The 16,373-nt window shown below is 66.9% G+C and carries 22 protein-coding genes; 12 read left to right on the plus strand and 10 right to left on the minus strand.

Annotated features, from left to right (window positions below):
* The first annotated feature begins 47 nt into the window (after positions 1–47).
* From lepB to NUW81_RS03205, 4 genes are all read left to right on the plus strand, one after another.
* Positions 48–872, plus strand: coding sequence for a signal peptidase I (lepB, locus tag NUW81_RS03190; RefSeq protein WP_245110306.1), 825 nt, complete (start codon positions 48–50; stop codon positions 870–872).
* Positions 862–1,566, plus strand: coding sequence for a ribonuclease III (rnc, locus tag NUW81_RS03195; protein WP_245110307.1), 705 nt, complete (start codon positions 862–864; stop codon positions 1,564–1,566). The genes lepB and rnc overlap by 11 nt, the downstream gene beginning before the upstream one ends.
* Positions 1,563–2,453, plus strand: a complete 891-nt coding sequence (era, locus tag NUW81_RS03200) for a GTPase Era (RefSeq protein WP_245110308.1) — start codon at positions 1,563–1,565, stop codon at positions 2,451–2,453. Before rnc ends, era begins: the two co-directional genes overlap by 4 nt.
* A 171-nt stretch (positions 2,454–2,624) precedes the next feature.
* Positions 2,625–2,876, plus strand: coding sequence for a hypothetical protein (locus NUW81_RS03205; RefSeq protein ID WP_245110309.1), 252 nt, complete (start codon positions 2,625–2,627; stop codon positions 2,874–2,876).
* A gap of 14 nt (positions 2,877–2,890) precedes the next feature.
* On the opposite strand, the gene NUW81_RS03210 is transcribed toward NUW81_RS03205, so the two are convergent.
* Together NUW81_RS03210 and NUW81_RS03215 are read right to left on the minus strand one after the other, a co-directional pair.
* Entirely contained in the window at positions 2,891–3,589 is a 699-nt protein-coding gene (locus tag NUW81_RS03210; RefSeq protein ID WP_312025051.1) for an NAD-dependent deacylase, read from the minus strand.
* Positions 3,582–3,812, minus strand: coding sequence for a hypothetical protein (locus tag NUW81_RS03215; RefSeq protein WP_245110311.1), 231 nt, complete (start codon positions 3,810–3,812; stop codon positions 3,582–3,584). The genes NUW81_RS03210 and NUW81_RS03215 overlap by 8 nt, the downstream gene beginning before the upstream one ends.
* A 148-nt stretch (positions 3,813–3,960) precedes the next feature.
* On the opposite strand from NUW81_RS03215, the gene NUW81_RS03220 reads away from it, so the two are divergent.
* From NUW81_RS03220 to NUW81_RS03240, 5 genes are all read left to right on the plus strand, one after another.
* Positions 3,961–4,356 (plus strand): acyl-CoA thioesterase, encoded by a 396-nt coding sequence (locus NUW81_RS03220; protein ID WP_245110312.1) that lies wholly within the window; start codon positions 3,961–3,963, stop codon positions 4,354–4,356.
* A gap of 176 nt (positions 4,357–4,532) precedes the next feature.
* Positions 4,533–4,970, plus strand: a complete 438-nt coding sequence (locus NUW81_RS03225; RefSeq protein ID WP_245110313.1) for a hypothetical protein — start codon at positions 4,533–4,535, stop codon at positions 4,968–4,970.
* Positions 4,971–5,036: 66 nt separating this feature from the next.
* Entirely contained in the window at positions 5,037–5,726 is a 690-nt protein-coding gene (gene dapB, locus NUW81_RS03230) for a 4-hydroxy-tetrahydrodipicolinate reductase (RefSeq protein ID WP_245110314.1), read from the plus strand.
* Positions 5,723–6,385: an endonuclease III gene (gene nth, locus NUW81_RS03235; RefSeq protein WP_245110315.1), complete on the plus strand. Its 663-nt coding sequence runs from the start codon at positions 5,723–5,725 to the stop codon at positions 6,383–6,385. The genes dapB and nth overlap by 4 nt, the downstream gene beginning before the upstream one ends.
* Before the next feature lie 206 nt (positions 6,386–6,591).
* Positions 6,592–6,960, plus strand: a complete 369-nt coding sequence (locus tag NUW81_RS03240) for a hypothetical protein (RefSeq protein ID WP_245110316.1) — start codon at positions 6,592–6,594, stop codon at positions 6,958–6,960.
* On the opposite strand, the gene alr is transcribed toward NUW81_RS03240, so the two are convergent.
* The 4 genes from alr to NUW81_RS03260 all read right to left on the minus strand — a co-directional run bounded on the left by alr (position 6,957) and on the right by NUW81_RS03260 (position 9,972).
* Positions 6,957–7,994 (minus strand): alanine racemase, encoded by a 1,038-nt coding sequence (gene alr / locus NUW81_RS03245; protein ID WP_245110317.1) that lies wholly within the window; start codon positions 7,992–7,994, stop codon positions 6,957–6,959. The genes NUW81_RS03240 and alr overlap by 4 nt on opposite strands.
* Before the next feature lie 10 nt (positions 7,995–8,004).
* The gene (locus tag NUW81_RS03250) at positions 8,005–8,388 is read right to left on the minus strand and encodes a GFA family protein (protein ID WP_446677096.1); all 384 of its coding nucleotides are present in this window, start codon (positions 8,386–8,388) and stop codon (positions 8,005–8,007) included.
* Positions 8,385–9,602 carry a bifunctional alpha/beta hydrolase/OsmC family protein gene (locus tag NUW81_RS03255; RefSeq protein WP_245110319.1) on the minus strand — a complete coding sequence of 406 codons (1,218 nt, stop codon included), beginning with the start codon at positions 9,600–9,602 and terminating at the stop codon, positions 8,385–8,387. The genes NUW81_RS03250 and NUW81_RS03255 overlap by 4 nt, the downstream gene beginning before the upstream one ends.
* Positions 9,603–9,687: 85 nt before the next feature.
* A complete protein-coding gene (locus NUW81_RS03260; protein ID WP_245110320.1) occupies positions 9,688–9,972 on the minus strand; it encodes a UrcA family protein in 285 nt (94 codons plus the stop codon).
* A 131-nt stretch (positions 9,973–10,103) separates the two neighbouring features.
* Here NUW81_RS03260 and NUW81_RS03265 point away from each other — a divergent pair, with 131 nt between their 5' ends.
* Positions 10,104–11,000 carry a LysR family transcriptional regulator gene (locus NUW81_RS03265; RefSeq protein ID WP_245110321.1) on the plus strand — a complete coding sequence of 299 codons (897 nt, stop codon included), beginning with the start codon at positions 10,104–10,106 and terminating at the stop codon, positions 10,998–11,000.
* Between the two features lie 2 nt (positions 11,001–11,002).
* Here NUW81_RS03265 and glmS read toward each other — a convergent pair whose 3' ends face one another.
* The 4 genes from glmS to phaR are packed head-to-tail and all read right to left on the minus strand — an operon-like array spanning position 11,003 to position 15,455.
* Positions 11,003–12,826, minus strand: coding sequence for a glutamine--fructose-6-phosphate transaminase (isomerizing) (glmS, locus tag NUW81_RS03270; protein ID WP_245110322.1), 1,824 nt, complete (start codon positions 12,824–12,826; stop codon positions 11,003–11,005).
* Between the two features lie 2 nt (positions 12,827–12,828).
* Entirely contained in the window at positions 12,829–14,229 is a 1,401-nt protein-coding gene (gene glmU, locus NUW81_RS03275) for a bifunctional UDP-N-acetylglucosamine diphosphorylase/glucosamine-1-phosphate N-acetyltransferase GlmU (RefSeq protein ID WP_245110323.1), read from the minus strand.
* A 56-nt stretch (positions 14,230–14,285) separates the two neighbouring features.
* Positions 14,286–14,885 (minus strand): hypothetical protein, encoded by a 600-nt coding sequence (locus tag NUW81_RS03280; RefSeq protein ID WP_245110324.1) that lies wholly within the window; start codon positions 14,883–14,885, stop codon positions 14,286–14,288.
* A 57-nt stretch (positions 14,886–14,942) separates the two neighbouring features.
* Positions 14,943–15,455, minus strand: a complete 513-nt coding sequence (gene phaR, locus NUW81_RS03285) for a polyhydroxyalkanoate synthesis repressor PhaR (protein ID WP_245110325.1) — start codon at positions 15,453–15,455, stop codon at positions 14,943–14,945.
* Between the two features lie 180 nt (positions 15,456–15,635).
* On the opposite strand from phaR, the gene NUW81_RS03290 reads away from it, so the two are divergent.
* Positions 15,636–15,971 (plus strand): BufA1 family periplasmic bufferin-type metallophore, encoded by a 336-nt coding sequence (locus NUW81_RS03290; protein ID WP_376741958.1) that lies wholly within the window; start codon positions 15,636–15,638, stop codon positions 15,969–15,971.
* A gap of 90 nt (positions 15,972–16,061) precedes the next feature.
* Positions 16,062–16,370: a BufA1 family periplasmic bufferin-type metallophore gene (locus NUW81_RS03295; protein WP_512700976.1), complete on the plus strand. Its 309-nt coding sequence runs from the start codon at positions 16,062–16,064 to the stop codon at positions 16,368–16,370.
* The last annotated feature ends 3 nt before the right edge of the window (positions 16,371–16,373 follow it).

Raw genomic sequence — 16,373 nt, forward strand, 5'->3', positions numbered from 1 at the left:
CCATCCCCGCTTGACGTGCAGGCGCGGTGCGCCGAAGGGGAAAGCCAATGGCCAAAGCTAAAGAAAAGAAGCCCGAGACGCTGGGTTCGCTGACGCGATTCCTCCTCGGGCTCGCGCTGTTCGCGTGGGTGCTGCGCAGCTTCATCGTCGCGCCTTTCTCCATCCCCTCGGGCTCGATGCTGCCGACCATGTGGATCGGCGACTATCTGTTCGTCGGTAAATGGCCCTATGGCTATTCCAAATACAGCTTCCCCTTCGGCTTTCCCGACTTCGACGGGCGCATCATGGCGAGCGATCCGGAACGCGGCGACGTGGTCGTCTTCCGCCCGCCGGGGCAGGAGGACAGCGACTTCGTCAAGCGCGTCATCGGCCTGCCGGGCGACCGCGTGGAGCTGCGCGACGGGATCGTCATCCTCAACGGCGAACCGGTCGCGCGCGAACGGCTGGAGCGCGATTTCGCCATGCCGATCAGCCCCAACAGCCCGTGCCGCGTGGTCGATGGCGCCCAGCGCTTCATCCAGCCCGATGCCGACGGGGTCGAGCGCTGCTTCTATCCCGCCTTCCGCGAGACGCTGCCGTCGGGTCGCAGCTATACCGTGCTCGACCAGCGCCGCGGCGGTCCGGCCGATGACCGCGCGCCGATCACCGTGCCCGATGGTCATTACTTCCTGATGGGCGACAATCGCGACGACAGCCTCGACAGCCGCTTCCAGCCGGTGAGCGGCGGGGTCGGCCTCGTGCCCGCCGAGAATCTCGTCGGGCGCGCGCTCGGCAATTTCTGGTCGACCGACGGCTCGGCGAGCTGGTTCCTGCCATGGACCTGGTTCACCGCGCTGCGCCCCGGCCGGATCGGGATCGGCTATGGCGAATAGGAAGCCCGACGACAGCGACCGCGCGATCGCCCTTTCGCGCGACCTGTTCGACCACGATCCCGCCGATCCCGCGCTGTTCGTCGCCGCGCTGACGCATGGCAGCCACGCCAGCACCAACAAGGGCGAGGCGAGCTACGAGCGACTGGAATTCCTCGGCGACCGCGTATTGGGCCTGGTCGTCGCCGACTGGCTCTACGCGCGCTTTCCGCAAGAGGAGGAAGGCAAGATCGCGCGGCGCTACAATGCGCTGGTGGCGCGCGAGACCTGCGCCGAAGTCGGGCGCACGCTCGGCCTACCCGACCATATCCGCCTCGGCCGGCAGGCGCGCGACGACAAGGCGCAGCAGAGCGACAATGTCATCGGCGATGTCGTCGAGGCGCTCATTGGCGCGCTCTATCTCGAGGCGGGCATGAAAAAGTGCGAGCGCTTCGTGCAGACGCATTGGGCGCCTTGGCTCGATGAGCAGCGCAAGGCCCCCATCCACCCCAAGTCGGCGCTGCAGGAACTGGCGGCGGCGAAGAAACTCGGCGCGCCTGCCTACGAGAAGACCGGCACCAAGGGCCCGCCCCACAATCCGCGCTTCACCGTGCGCGTCACCGTCCGCCATTTCAGTGCCGAGGCCGAAGGCTCCTCAAAGCAGGAAGCCGAAACCGAAGCCGCCAAGGCACTCCTGAAGGAACTCAAGATATCATGACCAGCTGTGGTCTCGTCGCCGTGCTCGGCGCTCCCAATGCGGGCAAATCAACCCTCGTCAACGCCCTCGTCGGCCAGAAGGTCGCGATCACCAGCCCCAAGGCGCAGACGACGCGCGCCCGCCTGATGGGCATCGCCATCCAGGACGAGGCGCAGATCCTCCTCCTCGACACGCCCGGCATCTTCGCGCCGGGACGCCGTCTCGACCGCGCGATGGTCAAGGCCGCATGGGACGGCGCCGAAGATGCCGATCGGCTCGTCGTCATCGTCGATGCCGCCGCGGGCGTGGGCAAGCGCGTGGAGATGCTCGTCGAGGGCGTGCTCGAACGGAAAGAGCCGCGCATCCTCGTCCTCAACAAGGTCGATCTCGTGAAGAAGGCCAAGCTACTCGAGCTGGCGCAGCAATTGTCCGAGCGGCTCGAACCCGAAGCGGTATTCTTCGTCTCGGCGACCAGCGGCGACGGCGTGGCCGACCTCAAGGCGCATCTCGCGGACGCCATGCCCGAGGGTCCGTGGCATTTCCCCGAGGACCAGCTGTCGGATGCCACCGACCGCATGATCGCCGCCGAATTCACGCGCGAGCAGCTCTACAACCAGCTCCACCAGGAGCTGCCCTACGCCTCCACCGTGGTGACCGAGAAGTGGGAAGAGCGCGAGGACGGCTCGACCGCCATCCACCAGCAGATCCGCATCGCGCGCGACAGCCAGAAGGGCATCGTGCTCGGCAAGGGCGGCTCGAAGCTCAAGGCGATCGGCGAGCGCGCCCGTGCGGAAATCGCCGAGCATCTCGGGCGCAAGGTCCACCTCTTCCTCCACGTCAAGGTCGATCCCAAGTGGGACGAGGACCGCGAGGTCTATGACGAGGTCGGGCTCGACTGGAAGGTGTAGCGGTTTTTCCCGCATCTCGGTGGTGCGATTTCCCAATACCGCCAATCACCTAGCTGTATTAATGTGTTAAGTCACTGATTCGGCTGGAAAGCGCGTTTCTGGCACGCTTCTTGAAACTCTCTCGGCATGAGCGGCGGAGCGGTTCCGTCGCCCGAAAAGGGAGTTTCACTGATGATGATCACCGTTCTGTCGGCCGCAGCGCTGGCCACCGCCACCCCGACCTTCCCCGCCACCAGCGTCGATACCGTCGTGGTCGAGGGCCAGAAGATCACCTACAAGGCGCATAAGGACGAGCGCGGCCGCACCATCTATGCCGGCAAGACCGCCGATGGCGAGAAGTTCAACTTCACCGTCCGCAAGAACGGCCTCGTGACCGGCAAGATCGCGCGCCAGTCGGTGAGCTTCAAACTGCCGAACAAATAGGCCTGAAGCCCCGCTCAACCCTCGCCGGAGAGCAGCTCGTCGACGAAGGCGGGCACGAGCTCCCCGGCGGGGCCGTTGCGGCTGTCATGGAAGAAGTCGGAGCCCTGGCTGGGCTCGAGATTGAGTTCGACGCAATGCGCACCGCGATAGCGCGCCGATTGCACGAAGCCCGCTGCCGGATAGACCGCCCCCGATGTGCCGATCGAGACGAACAGGTCGGCGCGCATCAGTGCCTCCTCGATGCGGTCGAGCCCGTGCGGCATCTCGCCGAACCAGACGATGTCGGGCCTCAGTTCGGGCGCGCGGCACCACGGACAGGGCGGGCCGTCGAGCAGGTCGCCCTCGACGGCTGAGCGCTCGGCGCAGTTGAGACAGAGCGCGCTCTTCAATTCGCCATGCATGTGGAGGAGGCGCTTGGCCCCTGCCCGCTCGTGCAGGTCGTCGACATTCTGGGTGACGATCAGCAAGTCGCCGTCCCATTCGGCATCGAGATAGGCCAGCGCCTCATGCGCGAGGTTGGGATGCGCCTCGGCCAGCTGCGCGCGACGCGCATCGTAGAAGCGCTGCACGAGTTCGGGATCGCGCGCGAAAGCCTCGGGGGTGGCGACGTCCTCGACGCGATGCCCTTCCCACAGGCCATCGGCCCCGCGAAAGGTCTGGAGCCCGCTTTCCGCGCTGATCCCCGCGCCGGTCAGGATGACGATATTATCCATGGCGCGCCTCCGCTGCCGCATCCTGCGCCAGCCGCTGGCGTACCGGCTCGATCACGGCCCAGCGCGCCAACGTCGCGCCCACGCCGACCCAGAAGGGAATGGCCGCCCAGTCGGGCAGGTCGATAAAGCGCGCATGGATGGCGCAGCCCAGCGCGAAACAGGCCCAGCCGAGGATGGCGAACAGGCGGCGATGCCGGTCGATGAGGCGGAAGAGACGTCGCATGGGCCCGACCATGACGCGCCCCGCCGGCCCTGTGAAGCCCGTGTCCCTGGCGCCACGCTCCGGCAGATTTTTCCCGAGGTGGGAAACATCTCCGAATGTAACGCTTTTACGAGTTGACACTGATGTCAACAGGGGCGAAATTGAGACCATGTCCGAGCGTGCATTCCACCATCCCATCGGCATCGAGCCGGCCGACATCGACCACATGGGTCATGTCAACAATTCGGTGTATCTCAAATGGGTGCAGGATGCCGTCGTCCATTACTGGTCGAAGGTCGCCCCGCCCGAAGCGGTCGCGCGCCACCTGTGGGTCGCCCTCAAGCACGAGATCAGCTACCGCCGTCCGACCTTCCTCAAGGACGTCGTCGTGGCCGATGTCATCGCCGACAAGGTCTCGGGCGCACGCGCCTTCTTCACCACCGTGATCAAGCGCGGCGATGAAACCATCGCCGAGGTGAAGAGCGTGTGGTGCTGCCTCGATGCCTCGAGCCAACGCCCTGCGCGGCTCGCCAAGGACGTCGTCTCGCGCTTCATCGAGCGCTAGGCCCGCCTCCCCCAATAAGCCGACTTTTGCGCGCTTTGACGGTGCGGTAAGACAGGGGCCGAGGACGACGCCGGCCCACGGAGCCACGCGTCTCCAGTCACGGCCCCGCCCGGGTGACGCCGTCCTCTCGCTCGGAACCGGCCCCGCCACGGGACCGGCAACTAAAGGGGACGATCATGAACAAGCCGATGCTTGCGGCGAGCCTCGCCGCCGCGACCCTGTGGGCCTCGCCCGCCACCGCGCAGGACTGGCCGATGACACCGGGAAATTACTGGGAAGTCACCGGCGTCAGTGTCGATGACGGCCACGGCCTGCAATATGCCAACTGGCTCGCCGACAATTGGGTACGCAACCAGGAGTTCGCCAAGGAACAGGGCTGGATCAGCGGTTATCACGTGCTCAACAATATCCACGCGCGCGACGACGAGCCCGACCTCTATCTCATCACCATCTTCGACGAGATGGTCTCCGCAGAGGAGGGCGAGCGCCGCCGCCTCGCCTACCAGCAGTTCATGCAGCGCAGCGCGCAGCAACTGCAGGCAGAGAGCGGCCAGCGCGCCGACTATCGCCATGTCGGCAGCACCATCCTGCTGCGCGACATGGAGAAGAAGTAGGGGCGCGCCCCACCCGCCGCACCGCCTCGCTTGCGAAGCGGTGCGCGGGCGGGCAAGAAGAGCGGCATGAAGATCGCGCTCATCGCTCCCGACGGCCGCATGGGCCAGGCCATCACCACGGCGGCAGAGGCTGCCGGCATCGCGGTGGTCGAGGAGGGCGCCGACGTCCTCATCGACTTTTCCGCGCCCGATGCGCTGCGCGCCTCGATCGACCGCGCGCTGAGCGGCAATGTCCCGCTGCTCGTCGGCACGACGGGGCTCGACGAGGGGCACGACCAGCTGCTGCGCGACGCCAGCAGCGATGTCGCCATCCTGAAGGCGCCCAACACCTCGCTCGGGGTGGCGCTCCTCACCGACCTTGTCGAGCGCGCCGCGCGCATCCTCGGGTCGGAGGAGTGGGACATCGAGATCGTCGAGGCGCATCACCGCCACAAGGCCGACGCGCCGTCGGGCACCGCGCTCCACCTCGGCCTCGCCGCCGAACGCGGGCGCGGCGAGGATGCGCATGACGAACTCGGCCGCTGCGGCACGGGACTCAAGCGCGAGGCCGGCGAGATCGGCTATGCCGCGGTGCGCGGCGGCACGGTCGCTGGCGACCATGACGTCTTCTTCCTCGGCCCCGAGGAGCGGCTCATCCTCTCGCACCGGGCCGAAAGCCGCAGCATCTTCGCACGCGGCGCGCTGGCGGCGGCGCGCTTCCTCAAGGGCCGCGAGCCCGGCTTCTATTCGATGGCGGACGTGATCGACGCTTCATGAAGAAAGCGGACGTTTTCGAATTCTACTCGCGCCTCGCCGAGGACAATCCCGCGCCCGAGACCGAGCTCGAATATGGCAACCCCTACCAGCTCGTCGTCGCCGTCGCCCTGTCGGCGCAGGCGACCGATGTCGGGGTCAACAAGGCGACGCGCGCGCTGTTCGACAAGGTGAAGACGCCACAGCAGATGCTCGACCTCGGCGAGGAAGGCCTTCGCGAGCACATCAAGACGATCGGCCTGTTCAACCAGAAGGCGAAGAACGTCATCAAGGCCGCGCGGATCCTCGTCGACGATTATGGTGGCGAGGTGCCGGAGGAGCGCGAGGCGCTCGAGCGGCTGCCCGGCGTCGGGCGCAAGACCGCCAATGTCGTGCTCAACACCGCCTTCGGCCATCCGGCGATCGCGGTCGACACGCATATCTTCCGCGTCTCCAACCGCACCGGGCTGGCGCCGGGCAAGACGGTGCTCGCGGTCGAGAAGAAGCTCGAGAAGGTCACCCCCGAGCCTTTCCTCCTCAATGCCCATCACTGGCTGATCCTGCACGGCCGCTACGTCTGCAAGGCCCGCACGCCCGAATGCTGGCGCTGTCCGGTCGCCGACCTGTGCCGCTTCAAGAAGAAGACGCCCGCGCCCAAGGGTGGGAAGCCAGCGACCGCCTGACCGCCACTCACCAGCCGGCAGCGCCGGCGGCGTGCGTCACAATGGCGATGAGAGGCGTGCGCTTGTCACAAATGTGAAACTGGATTTTACCGGAAAACCGCGCTTTGTGATTTTACAATATGACAGTTCAGTGAAAGATTTGCGGCACCTGCGTTGCAAAACCGCCGTCTCTCTGGCATGAAGTCGGTCGTAGAAGGAGACCGACCATGCGCCCTCTGACGCTTGCAGCCGCCGTCCTGACGGCCATGACCGCCACTCCCGCCCTCGCCCAGCCGGGCGGCTATGGCACCCCCGACACGGCCTTCGAGGAAATGATGGCGGGCGACTATGATGCCGCCGAGACCAAGCTGCTCGAAAGCGCCCGCACCGATGTCGGCGCGCGCATCAACCTTGCCCAGATCTTCGCCACCTCGGGCCGCGAACCGCAGGCCGCCGTCCTTCTCCGCTCGGTCATGCAGAATGACGACATCCCGCTCGAAGGCGTCGACGGTCGTATCCTGTCGAGCCACGATGTTGCCGAAACGCTGCTCGGGCGCATGGGCGCGACCGAGATGCTGGCGAGCAACGGGCGCTAGGCCGACCAGACCCGCTCGAACCGGCCGTTGAGCCCGGTGAGGACTTCATAGGAAATGATGCCGCACTGGCGCGCGACCGCGTTGATGTCGAAGTCGAGCCCGAGCCAGTCGCCCTCGCGCACGTCGCCGGCGCGGCTGATGTCGACCGCCACGAGATCCATCGACACGCGTCCGACAAGCGGCAGCAGTGTCCCGGCCCACTTGGCATGGCCCGCCCCCGACATGTTGCGCGGATAGCCGTCTGCATAGCCGGCGTTGAGGATGGCGACCGGCAGGTCGCGCTCGGCCGAGAATGTCGCGCCATAACCGATCGCCTCGCCCGCCGGGAGGATACGGCGCTGGACCACCTGCGCTTCCATCGACACGACCGGCGCGAACAGCGCGTCGGACCCGGGCGCGGGCGCACCGCCGTAAAGCGCGATGCCGGGCCGTGTCAGGTCGAAGGCAAAGTCCGGCCCGAGGAGGATGCCCGCGGAATTGGCGAGGCTATAGCGCTGCGCGGCAACCCGCTCTTTCGCAGCGCGGAAGCGCTCGAGCTGCGCGGCGTTCAGCGGATGGTCGGGTTCATCGGCACAGGCAAGATGGCTGTGCAGCGTGTCGATCGCGAGACCGTCGAGCTCGCCGAGGTCTTCCGCTCCTACCCCCAGCCGGTGCATGCCGGTATCGACCATGACATCGCAAGGGCGCTCCCCGAAGGCCGCACGCCAGCGGCGCACCTGCGCCATGCTGCACAGCACCGGCCGCGCGGGGCTGGGATTGGCAGCCTGTCCGTCGTCGGGGCCGAGCCCGTGGAGGACGGCGAGCCGCACGCCTTCGGGCAGCTCGCCGAGCGCGGCGGCCTCGTCCCATGTCGACACGAAGAAGTCGCGTGCCCCCGCCTTGGCGAGCACATCCATCACCTCGCGCGCACCGAGGCCATAGCCGTCAGCCTTGATCGCGGCGCCGGTTTCCACCCCGCCCGTCCTGGCGAGATAGCGCCAATTGTCGGCGAGCGCGGTGGCGGACAGGCGCAGGCGAAGCGGGCGGTGGACCATGTGAAAAGCGCTAACCGCCTTCGGGCTTTCCGTCGAGTGCGGACTTTGCCGCCTCCCAATTCGCCCCGTCGAAGTCGGTCACATCGAGCGCCACCTCCTCGTCGAGGCAGCGGGCATTAAGGCTCCACGCCTCGGGGTGGCTGCGCGGCTGGTAATAGCTTTTCACCCCGCAGAAACGGCAGAAGAGATGCGCCGCCGCGCCGGTGCCGAAGCGGTAGGTGGTGAGCGCGTCACTGCCGCGAAGTAGCAGGAAATCGCCATGCGGCACGAAGACGTGGAGGTAGCCCGTCATGCGGCACATCGAGCAGTTGCACGACAGCGCCTTCAGCGGCGGCTCGGGCAATCGGGCCTCCCAGCGCACCGCGCCGCAGTGGCACCCGCCGCAGGCCTTCACGGTTCGCTCGTCGTGTGGATGTGCAGCTCGCCCTCGAGCGTGCGGTGGACGGGGCAGCGGTCGGCGATCTCGATCATCCGCTTGCGCTGCTTTTCGCTGAAGTCGCCCTCGAGCCGGATGTGGCGGTCGATCGCCTCGATCCGCTCGCCGGCTCCCTCCTCGACGTCCGAACGGGTGTCGGACATATGGTCGCGGCTGTGCTCGAGCTCGATCGAGACATGGCGCAGGTCGATGCCCTTGTGGCGCGCATACATGGCGATGGTCATCGACGTGCAGCTGCCGAGCGCGCCGAGCAGCAGGTCGTAGGGCGTCGGACCATCGTCGGTGCCGCCATAGGAAACGGGCTCGTCGGCGAGGAAGCGGTGCGAAGGCGTGGTCACCCATTGCGCGAACTTGCCCCCCGCCGTCTCGACCCGCACCGTGCCCGACAGCGTTTCTTTCGGCTCTTCCGCCGGCGAGGGGGCATAGCGCGCCGCCCAGGCGGCGATCACGCCCGCGGCATAGCGCGCATCCGCATCGCGGGTGAGCAAATGGTCGGCGCCGTCGAGCGAGACGAAGCTCTTGGGATGGCGCGCCGCCTCGAACAACGCGCGGGCATGCTCGATCCCGACGAGATTGTCGGTCGGCGAGTGCATGACAAGAAGCGGGTGGTTAAACTCCTCGAGCCGCTCGCGCTGGAGCGCGCCGCGCGTCTCCTCGATGAACTGCTTCTTCACGCAGAAGTCGCGCCCGCCGATCTTGACCACCGCCTCGCCCTCCACCTCGATTTCCTCGAGATGGTCGCCAAGGTGATGAAGGACATGGTCGGTGTCGGACGGCGCACCGATGGTGGCGACGGCGCTGATGCCCTCGATCCGGCCCGCCGCGGCAATGACGGCGGCGCCGCCGAGGCTGTGGCCGATGAGGAGGCTGGGAGCGAGGTCGGCTTCGGACAGGGCCTTCGCGGCGGCCTCGAGGTCGGCGACCTGCGTGGCGAAGCTGGCGAAATCGCCCTCCGATCCGCCGAGGCCTGCAAAGTCGAAGCGCAGCACCGCGATCCCCTCGGCGGCGAGCGCTCGGGTGATCAGCGTGGCACCGCGGCTGTCCTTCCCGCAGGTGAAGCAATGGGCGAAGATGGCGACCGCGCGCGGCCGCACATAGCGCGGCCGCTCGAGCCGCCCGTCGAGCCTGTGGCCGCCGTGGCCGGTAAAGGCGAAGCTTTCGGTCTCGTGCATCTCCCCTCCCCAACGATGCGACAGGAAAAAGGGTGCCGCAGCCAATCCCGCGACACCCTTTCGCCGGGGAGGCGATGGCGCGTCCCTAGTTGCGGCGACGGATGACATCCTGTGCAAGGAGCATGGCGTGGGCGCGGCACTGGCGCACCTCGCGCTTGCCCTGGAGGTCGATCGGGTGGGCCTTGCCGCACGCCTCGACCGCGACCCGCTCGACGCGTTCACGCAGGGCCTTGCGGCCGGCGGGCGAACGAAGGTCGAGATCGCCGGTCTCGATGCTGACGGTGGTGACCGGCTTGGCATCGACCGTGGGGGCGATGAGCGTGGTCGAAGTGGCAATGGCGGCGGCGGCGATGGCGAAACGGTTGAACATGGTCTTTCTCCCTTTTGGCAGGGCCCCGGGGGACCCGATGGGGAGATGATCTACAGGCCCGCATTGACCTGCGGCAGCAACCAGTTTGCCTGCCTGTTCTGCATTTTTGCAGATTGGGCTATGGTGCCGCCATGTATGACTGGAACGACCTGCGCTATTTCCTCGCCGTTGCGGAGGAAGGCAGCACGCTGAAGGCGGCGGCGCGGCTCGGGGCCAACCAGACCACCGTGGCCCGCCGCATCGGCGCGCTCGAGGCAGCGCTCGGGCACCAGCTGTTCGAGCGGCGCAGGGCGGGCTACCGGCTGACCGAGACGGGCACGCGCTTCCTCGACCTCGCTCGCCCTGTGCGCGACGCGGCCGACGCGCTCGAAGCCGAGGCCGATGCGAGCAGCCGCACCCTGTCGGGCACGGTCCGCCTGTCGACCAACGAGCTTTATTCCGAGGCCATGCTGACCCCGCTCCTCATCGCCTACAAGAAGGAGCATCCCGACGTCCGCATCGAGCTCGACCACAGCCACGAGCCGCGCGACCTTGCCAGCGGCGAGGCCGACATTGGCCTCCGCGTCGCCGAGGAGATGAAGGGCGATGCGCTGGTCGCTCGCCGCATCGGGGAGGACCGCTGGACCTTCTATTGCAGCAGGGGATATGCCGAGGCCCACGGCAAACCACGCACGTTCAGGGAGATCCCCGACCATCCGGTGGTGGGTGGCGGCGGCGCGGGCATCTGGGATGTCTACGGCCGCTGGCTCGAACAATATGCGCCGGGGCTCGAACCGGTCATGACCTATGATTCATCGACGGGGCTGCTCGCCGCCGTGCGCTCGGGCGCGGGGCTTGCCGCCCTGCCCTGCATGGCGGTCGATGACGACCCGCAGCTGGTCCGCTGCTTTCCCTCGGGCGGCAGCGTGAAGCGCAGCGTCTGGCTGGTCACCCACGAGCGCGTGCGCCACACGCCCCATGTGCGCAGCGTGATGGATTTCCTCGGGGATCGGCTGGCCGAGCGCGCGAAGGCGCTCGGCCTCGCCTGACCCTATTCGACCGTCACCGACTTGGCGAGGTTGCGCGGCTGGTCGACGTCGGTGCCCTTGGCGACAGCGACGTGATAGGCCAGCAGCTGCACGGGGATCGCATAGACGATCGGCTGGATCAGCGGATGCGCCTTGGGCATCTCGATGGTCGCGATGCAGCCCTCGCCCGCCTGCTCGAGCCCTTCGGCGTCCGAGATGAGGATGATCTGCCCGCCGCGCGCCTGGACTTCCTGCATGTTCGAGACGGTCTTCTCGAACAAGGGGCCCGAGGGCGCTAGCACGATCACCGGCACCTTTTCGTCGATCAGCGCGATGGGGCCGTGCTTCATCTCGCCGGCGGCATAGCCCTCGGCGTGGATGTAGCTGATTTCCTTGAGCTTCAGCGCGCCTTCCATCGCCAGCGGATAGTCGGGGCCGCGGCCGAGATAGAGGACGTCGCGCGCCGGCGAGACGAGATGCGCCATAGAGGCGATGTCCTCGTCATGCTCGAGCGCGAGGCGCATGGCTTCGGGCACTTCGGCGAGATGCGCGACGATGTCGGCTTCTTCCTTGGCGTCGATCTTGCCGTTGACCCGCGCAAGGCGCGCCGCGAAGGCGGCGAGGACGGCGAGCTGGCAGGTGAAGGCCTTGGTCGAGGCGACACCGATTTCCGGCCCCGCGTGGGTCGGCAGGATGAGGTCGGCCTCGCGTGCCATGGTCGAGGTCGGCACGTTGATCACTGCGGCGATGATCTGCCCCTCGTCCTTGGCGTGGCGCAGCGCGGCCAGCGTGTCGGCGGTCTCGCCCGACTGGCTGATGAAGAGCGACAGTTCGCCCTTCTTGAGGATGGGGTCGCGATAGCGGAATTCCGAGGCGACATCGATGTCGACGGGAATGCGCGCGAAATGCTCGATCCAATATTTGGCAACCATGCCGGCATAGAAGCTGGTGCCGCAGGCGACGATCGTGATGCGGCTGATCGTCGACAGGTCGAGGCTGTTGTCGGGCAGCGCCACTTCGCCGTCATAGGGACGGACATAGCTCTGGAGCGTCTGGGCGACCACGATCGGCTGCTCGAAGATCTCCTTCTGCATATAGTGGCGATAGTTGCCCTTCTCGACGCTCGCGGCGGTCGCGCCCGAGATGACGATCTCGCGTTCCACCGGCTGGTTGTCGGCGTCGAAGATCTGCACCTCGTCGCGGGTCAGCACGGCCCAGTCGCCATCGTCGAGATACGCGATCTTCTGGGTCCAGGGCGCCAGCGCGATGGCGTCAGAGCCGAGATAATTCTCGCCCTCGCCATAGCCCAGCGTGAGCGGGCTGCCGCGACGCGCGCCGATGACGATGTCGGGATGCTGCTTGAACAGGAAGCCCATGGCGAAGGCGCCGTGGAGGCGGCTGAGGATCGCGCCGACGGCCTCCTGCGGGCTCTTGCCGCGCTTGAGTTCGCGCGCGACGAGATGGCCGACGACCTCGCTGTCGGTGTCGCTTTCCATCTTGTAACCGTCGGCGACCAGTTCCTCGCGCAGCGGCTTGAAATTCTCGATGATGCCATTGTGGATGATGGCGACATCGCCCGCGATATGCGGGTGGGCGTTGCGCTCGACCGGCGCGCCATGCGTGGCCCAGCGGGTGTGGGCGATGCCGATGGTACCCTCGAGCGGGCGCTCCTCGAGCACGCCGGCAAGATTGTTCAGCTTGCCCTCGGCGCGGCGGCGCTGGAAGTCGCCGTCGTTGATGGTGCAGATGCCGGCCGAGTCATAGCCGCGATATTCGAGCCGCTTCAGACCGTCATACAGGCGATCGGCGACGGGCTCCTTGCCGACGATGGCAACAATTCCACACATTCCTAGCTATCCTTTTTCGTACCGAGCGCGGCCGCGACCTGTCGCTTGCCCACGCCCTCTTTCTTCTTTTCGGCGGCCTTGTCGCGAAAGCTCTTCGCGGCGCCGTCCAACTGTTTCTGCTGGCCCCGCGCGATGGCGATGGCGTCGGCATCGACGTCCCTCGTCACCACGCTGCCCGCGCCGACGATCGCGCCGTCACCGATGACGACGGGCGCGACCAGCGCGCTGTTCGAGCCGACGAAAGCATCCGCACCGACAATGGTCGGCCACTTGTTGAAGCCATCGTAATTGCAGGTGATCGTGCCGGCGCCGAGATTGGCGCGCGGGCCGATCGAGGCATCGCCGACATAGGTCAGGTGATTGGCCTTGGCGCCGGCGCCGAGCACGGCATTCTTCACCTCGACGAAATTGCCGACCTTGGCGCCATGCTCGAGCCGCGCACCGGGGCGCAGGCGGGCATAGGGACCGACCTCGCAATCCTCGCCGACATCGCAGCCCTCGAGGTGCGAATGGGCGCGGATCGTGGCACCGTCGGCAACGCTAACGCCGGGGCCGAAGGTGACGAAGGGTTCGACCGTCACGTCCTTGCCCAGCTTGGTATCCCAGCTGAAAAAGACAGTCTCGGGGGCGCGCAGCGTCACGCCCTCGGCCATCGCTTCGGCGCGGCGGAATTCCTGCCACTGCGCTTCGGCGGCGGCCATTTCGGCGCGGCTGTTGATGCCCGTGACCTCGCGCTCCTCGCCCTTGACGACGACGGGTCGGCGCCCCTCGCGCTTGGCGATATTGACGATGTCGGGGAGATAATATTCGCCCGCCGCATTGTCGTTGCCGACCTGTGCGAGCCAGTCGAACAGGTGCGCGCCCTCGACCGCCATCATGCCCGAATTGCACATCCGGCACTGCCGCTCCTCGGGGGTGGCGTCCTTGTGCTCGACCATCTTGTCGATGGTATCGTCGCCCATGCAGATGATGCGGCCATAGGCCTTGGTGTCCTCGGGCTCGAAGCCGAGCACGACGATGCCGGGCTTGTCGTCGGCTTCCAGCCGCTCGACCATCGCCGTCATCGTCTCGGCGCTGACCATCGGCACGTCGCCGAACAAGAGGATGACGGGACCGTCATGGCCCTCGAGCGCGCATTGTGCCTGCTGCACCGCATGGCCGGTGCCGAGCTGCTCGGTCTGTTCGGCAAAGGTGATGCCGCGATCGCCGAGCGCGTCCTCGAGCTGCTCCTTCCACTGCCCCACGACGACGACCGTGCGGGTCACCGACAACCGGTCCACGCTGCCGAGCAGGTGGTCGATCATCGGGCGGCCGGCGATCGGATGGAGCACCTTGTGGAGCGAGGATTTCATTCGGGTGCCCTTGCCCGCGGCAAGGACGATGATGGCGGGAGACTGATGCATGGCGCGCCCGATAGGATGAGAATGTTAAAAATTCCAGACTGATCAACAGGCTGGCGTTACTTTTTCGCGCTCCCCGCGCCCTTTGGCTTTGCCGCCGCTTTTGTCTTGGGCGCAGCCTTTTTCGGCGCAGCTTTCCTGGCCGCCGACGCCTTGGTCGAAGGCGCGCGCTTGGCCGCCGTCTTGACCTTGGTCGCCCCGGCGGTCGAGGCCTTCGCCTTGGCGGTGGCGGTCTTCTTCTTCGCCGCCGGCTTTTTCGGCGCCGGTTTCTTGGCTGCCGGCTTCTTGGCCGTCGCAGCCTTCTTGGCGGGCGCGGCGGGCTTGGCCTTGGGCGCCTTTGTCGGCTGGTGCGGATCGACGACATGGTCTTCCCATTCGCCCGACAGCATGCGCTGGGCGGCATCGGCGAGCCCCTCGACGATCATCGCCCCCATCTTGGTGGCGGTTGTCATCGTGTCGGCGGCGGCCTTGTTGGCCTTGTCCGCCGCCTCGAGCGTGGCTTCCTGGATCTTCTTGCGCGCCTTGGGGCTGGCCGCGATCGCCGCTGCCGCCGCGGCGAGCCCCGCGGCGATCACCTCGGGGCTCATCGCCACCTTGGCGAATTTCTCCGCCCGCTCCTTGCCCGACTTGCCGTTCGAAGATTTACCGTTGGACGCCATCGACACGCTCCTCTCTTGCCTCTTCAGGGAAGGACGGTTGGGGAGCCGAAACGGTTCCTAGAGCTTGTCGACCTTGGCCTTCAACGCGGCCAGTTCGGCGCGCAGTTTCTCGACCTCGCTGTCGTCCTCGGAAGACTTCGCAGCGGCCGGCTTGGCGCCCGGCGTGAAGGCCGAGGCGGCGGACTGGAACATCTCCATGTTGCGCTTGGCCATCTCGGTCATCATCGTCGGATCGAAGGCCCCGCCCATCGCCTTCTGCTGCTCGCGGAAGGCCTGCATGGCGGCGTCGAGATAGTTGGGCACCGCGCCCTGCATCGCGCCGCCATACATGCTGATCAGCTCGCGCAGGAAGGAGACGGGCAGCATGCCGCCGCCATCGGCCTCTTCCTCGACGATGATCTGGGTCAGCACCTGGTGGGTGATGTCCTCGCCCGACTTGGCATCGATCACCTCGACCTCGCGCCCCTCGCGGATCATCTGCGAAAGGTCATCGAGCGTGATGTAGCTCGACCGGTCGGTGTCGTAGAGGCGGCGGTTCGCATATTTCTTGATGACGACCTTGGACATCATCGCTCCTTGAAAAATCGCTGTTAACGCCAGCTTAGACCCGCTGATGCGGCACCGCAACAAAAGCGCGCGGGTGCAGCAAAGGCGCACAATTTTCATCGCCGCTGTAACCCTTTCCGTTCCCGCCGCGAACAGGAAGGCAGCGGGACAGACGCATCCCGTGACAATCAACGGGAGCAACCCATGAACACGATCAAGTCCACCGCAGCCGCCACCGCGCTGCTCGCCCTCGCCGCCTGTTCGAGCGAGACCGCCACCCCCGCCGCCGAAGGCGAGACGGTCGCCATGAACGGCGCCGAAGTGGAAGAAGCCAGCGCCGACAAGGTCAAATGCTACGGGGTCGCCATGGCGGGCAAGAACGATTGCGCCGCCGGCCCCGGCACCAGCTGCGCGGGCACCTCGACCGTCGATTACCAGGGCAATGCCTGGAAATATGTCGACGGCGGCGAGGAAGCCTGCGCCGACTTGGGCGGCACGCTTGCCGAACAGGACAATAACGACCCGGGCCTGCCCGCTTAACCGGCCCGGCTCATGGTGCCTCGCCCGCCACTCCCTCGAACGCCCCCTCGGGCGCGAGCCGGGCGGGGCGCCACCCCTCTCCCCCCAGTGATGAAGGAAAACCCCATGTCCAAGTCCGCAGCCTTCGGGGCCGCCGCCGCGCTTCTCACCCTCGCCGCCGCCCCCGCGATGGCCGACCATCATGACAAGCCCTCGGGCGCCAAGGAGAAATGCTATGGCGTCGCGCTGGCCGGCAAGAACGACTGCGCCGCCGGCCCCGGCACCAGCTGCGCGGGCACCAGCAAGGTCGACTATCAGGGTAATGCCTGGAAGTATGTCGCCAAAGGCGAATGCGTGAAGATGGGCGGTTCGCTCAAGCCCAAGGCCGGCAACGAAAAGCCGGTCCCGCAGCAGGGCTAGCCC

This window comes from Sphingomicrobium aestuariivivum (assembly GCF_024721585.1).
GTDB lineage: Bacteria > Pseudomonadota > Alphaproteobacteria > Sphingomonadales > Sphingomonadaceae > Sphingomicrobium > Sphingomicrobium aestuariivivum.

Excerpts from the sequence above, each read along its gene's own strand:
- lepB (WP_245110306.1), top strand. The coding sequence starts at position 48 with ATGGCCAAAGCTAAAGAAAAGAAGCCCGAGACGCTGGGTTCGCTGACG.
- rnc (WP_245110307.1), top strand. The coding sequence starts at position 862 with ATGGCGAATAGGAAGCCCGACGACAGCGACCGCGCGATCGCCCTTTCG.
- era (WP_245110308.1), top strand. The coding sequence starts at position 1,563 with ATGACCAGCTGTGGTCTCGTCGCCGTGCTCGGCGCTCCCAATGCGGGC.
- NUW81_RS03205 (WP_245110309.1), top strand. The coding sequence starts at position 2,625 with ATGATGATCACCGTTCTGTCGGCCGCAGCGCTGGCCACCGCCACCCCG.
- NUW81_RS03210 (WP_312025051.1), bottom strand. The coding sequence starts at position 3,589 with ATGGATAATATCGTCATCCTGACCGGCGCGGGGATCAGCGCGGAAAGC.
- NUW81_RS03215 (WP_245110311.1), bottom strand. The coding sequence starts at position 3,812 with ATGCGACGTCTCTTCCGCCTCATCGACCGGCATCGCCGCCTGTTCGCC.
- NUW81_RS03220 (WP_245110312.1), top strand. The coding sequence starts at position 3,961 with ATGTCCGAGCGTGCATTCCACCATCCCATCGGCATCGAGCCGGCCGAC.
- NUW81_RS03225 (WP_245110313.1), top strand. The coding sequence starts at position 4,533 with ATGAACAAGCCGATGCTTGCGGCGAGCCTCGCCGCCGCGACCCTGTGG.
- dapB (WP_245110314.1), top strand. The coding sequence starts at position 5,037 with ATGAAGATCGCGCTCATCGCTCCCGACGGCCGCATGGGCCAGGCCATC.
- nth (WP_245110315.1), top strand. The coding sequence starts at position 5,723 with ATGAAGAAAGCGGACGTTTTCGAATTCTACTCGCGCCTCGCCGAGGAC.
- NUW81_RS03240 (WP_245110316.1), top strand. The coding sequence starts at position 6,592 with ATGCGCCCTCTGACGCTTGCAGCCGCCGTCCTGACGGCCATGACCGCC.
- alr (WP_245110317.1), bottom strand. The coding sequence starts at position 7,994 with ATGGTCCACCGCCCGCTTCGCCTGCGCCTGTCCGCCACCGCGCTCGCC.
- NUW81_RS03255 (WP_245110319.1), bottom strand. The coding sequence starts at position 9,602 with ATGCACGAGACCGAAAGCTTCGCCTTTACCGGCCACGGCGGCCACAGG.
- NUW81_RS03260 (WP_245110320.1), bottom strand. The coding sequence starts at position 9,972 with ATGTTCAACCGTTTCGCCATCGCCGCCGCCGCCATTGCCACTTCGACC.
- NUW81_RS03265 (WP_245110321.1), top strand. The coding sequence starts at position 10,104 with ATGTATGACTGGAACGACCTGCGCTATTTCCTCGCCGTTGCGGAGGAA.
- glmS (WP_245110322.1), bottom strand. The coding sequence starts at position 12,826 with ATGTGTGGAATTGTTGCCATCGTCGGCAAGGAGCCCGTCGCCGATCGC.
- glmU (WP_245110323.1), bottom strand. The coding sequence starts at position 14,229 with ATGCATCAGTCTCCCGCCATCATCGTCCTTGCCGCGGGCAAGGGCACC.
- NUW81_RS03280 (WP_245110324.1), bottom strand. The coding sequence starts at position 14,885 with ATGGCGTCCAACGGTAAATCTTCGAACGGCAAGTCGGGCAAGGAGCGG.
- phaR (WP_245110325.1), bottom strand. The coding sequence starts at position 15,455 with ATGATGTCCAAGGTCGTCATCAAGAAATATGCGAACCGCCGCCTCTAC.
- NUW81_RS03290 (WP_376741958.1), top strand. The coding sequence starts at position 15,636 with ATGAACACGATCAAGTCCACCGCAGCCGCCACCGCGCTGCTCGCCCTC.
- NUW81_RS03295 (WP_512700976.1), top strand. The coding sequence starts at position 16,062 with ATGAAGGAAAACCCCATGTCCAAGTCCGCAGCCTTCGGGGCCGCCGCC.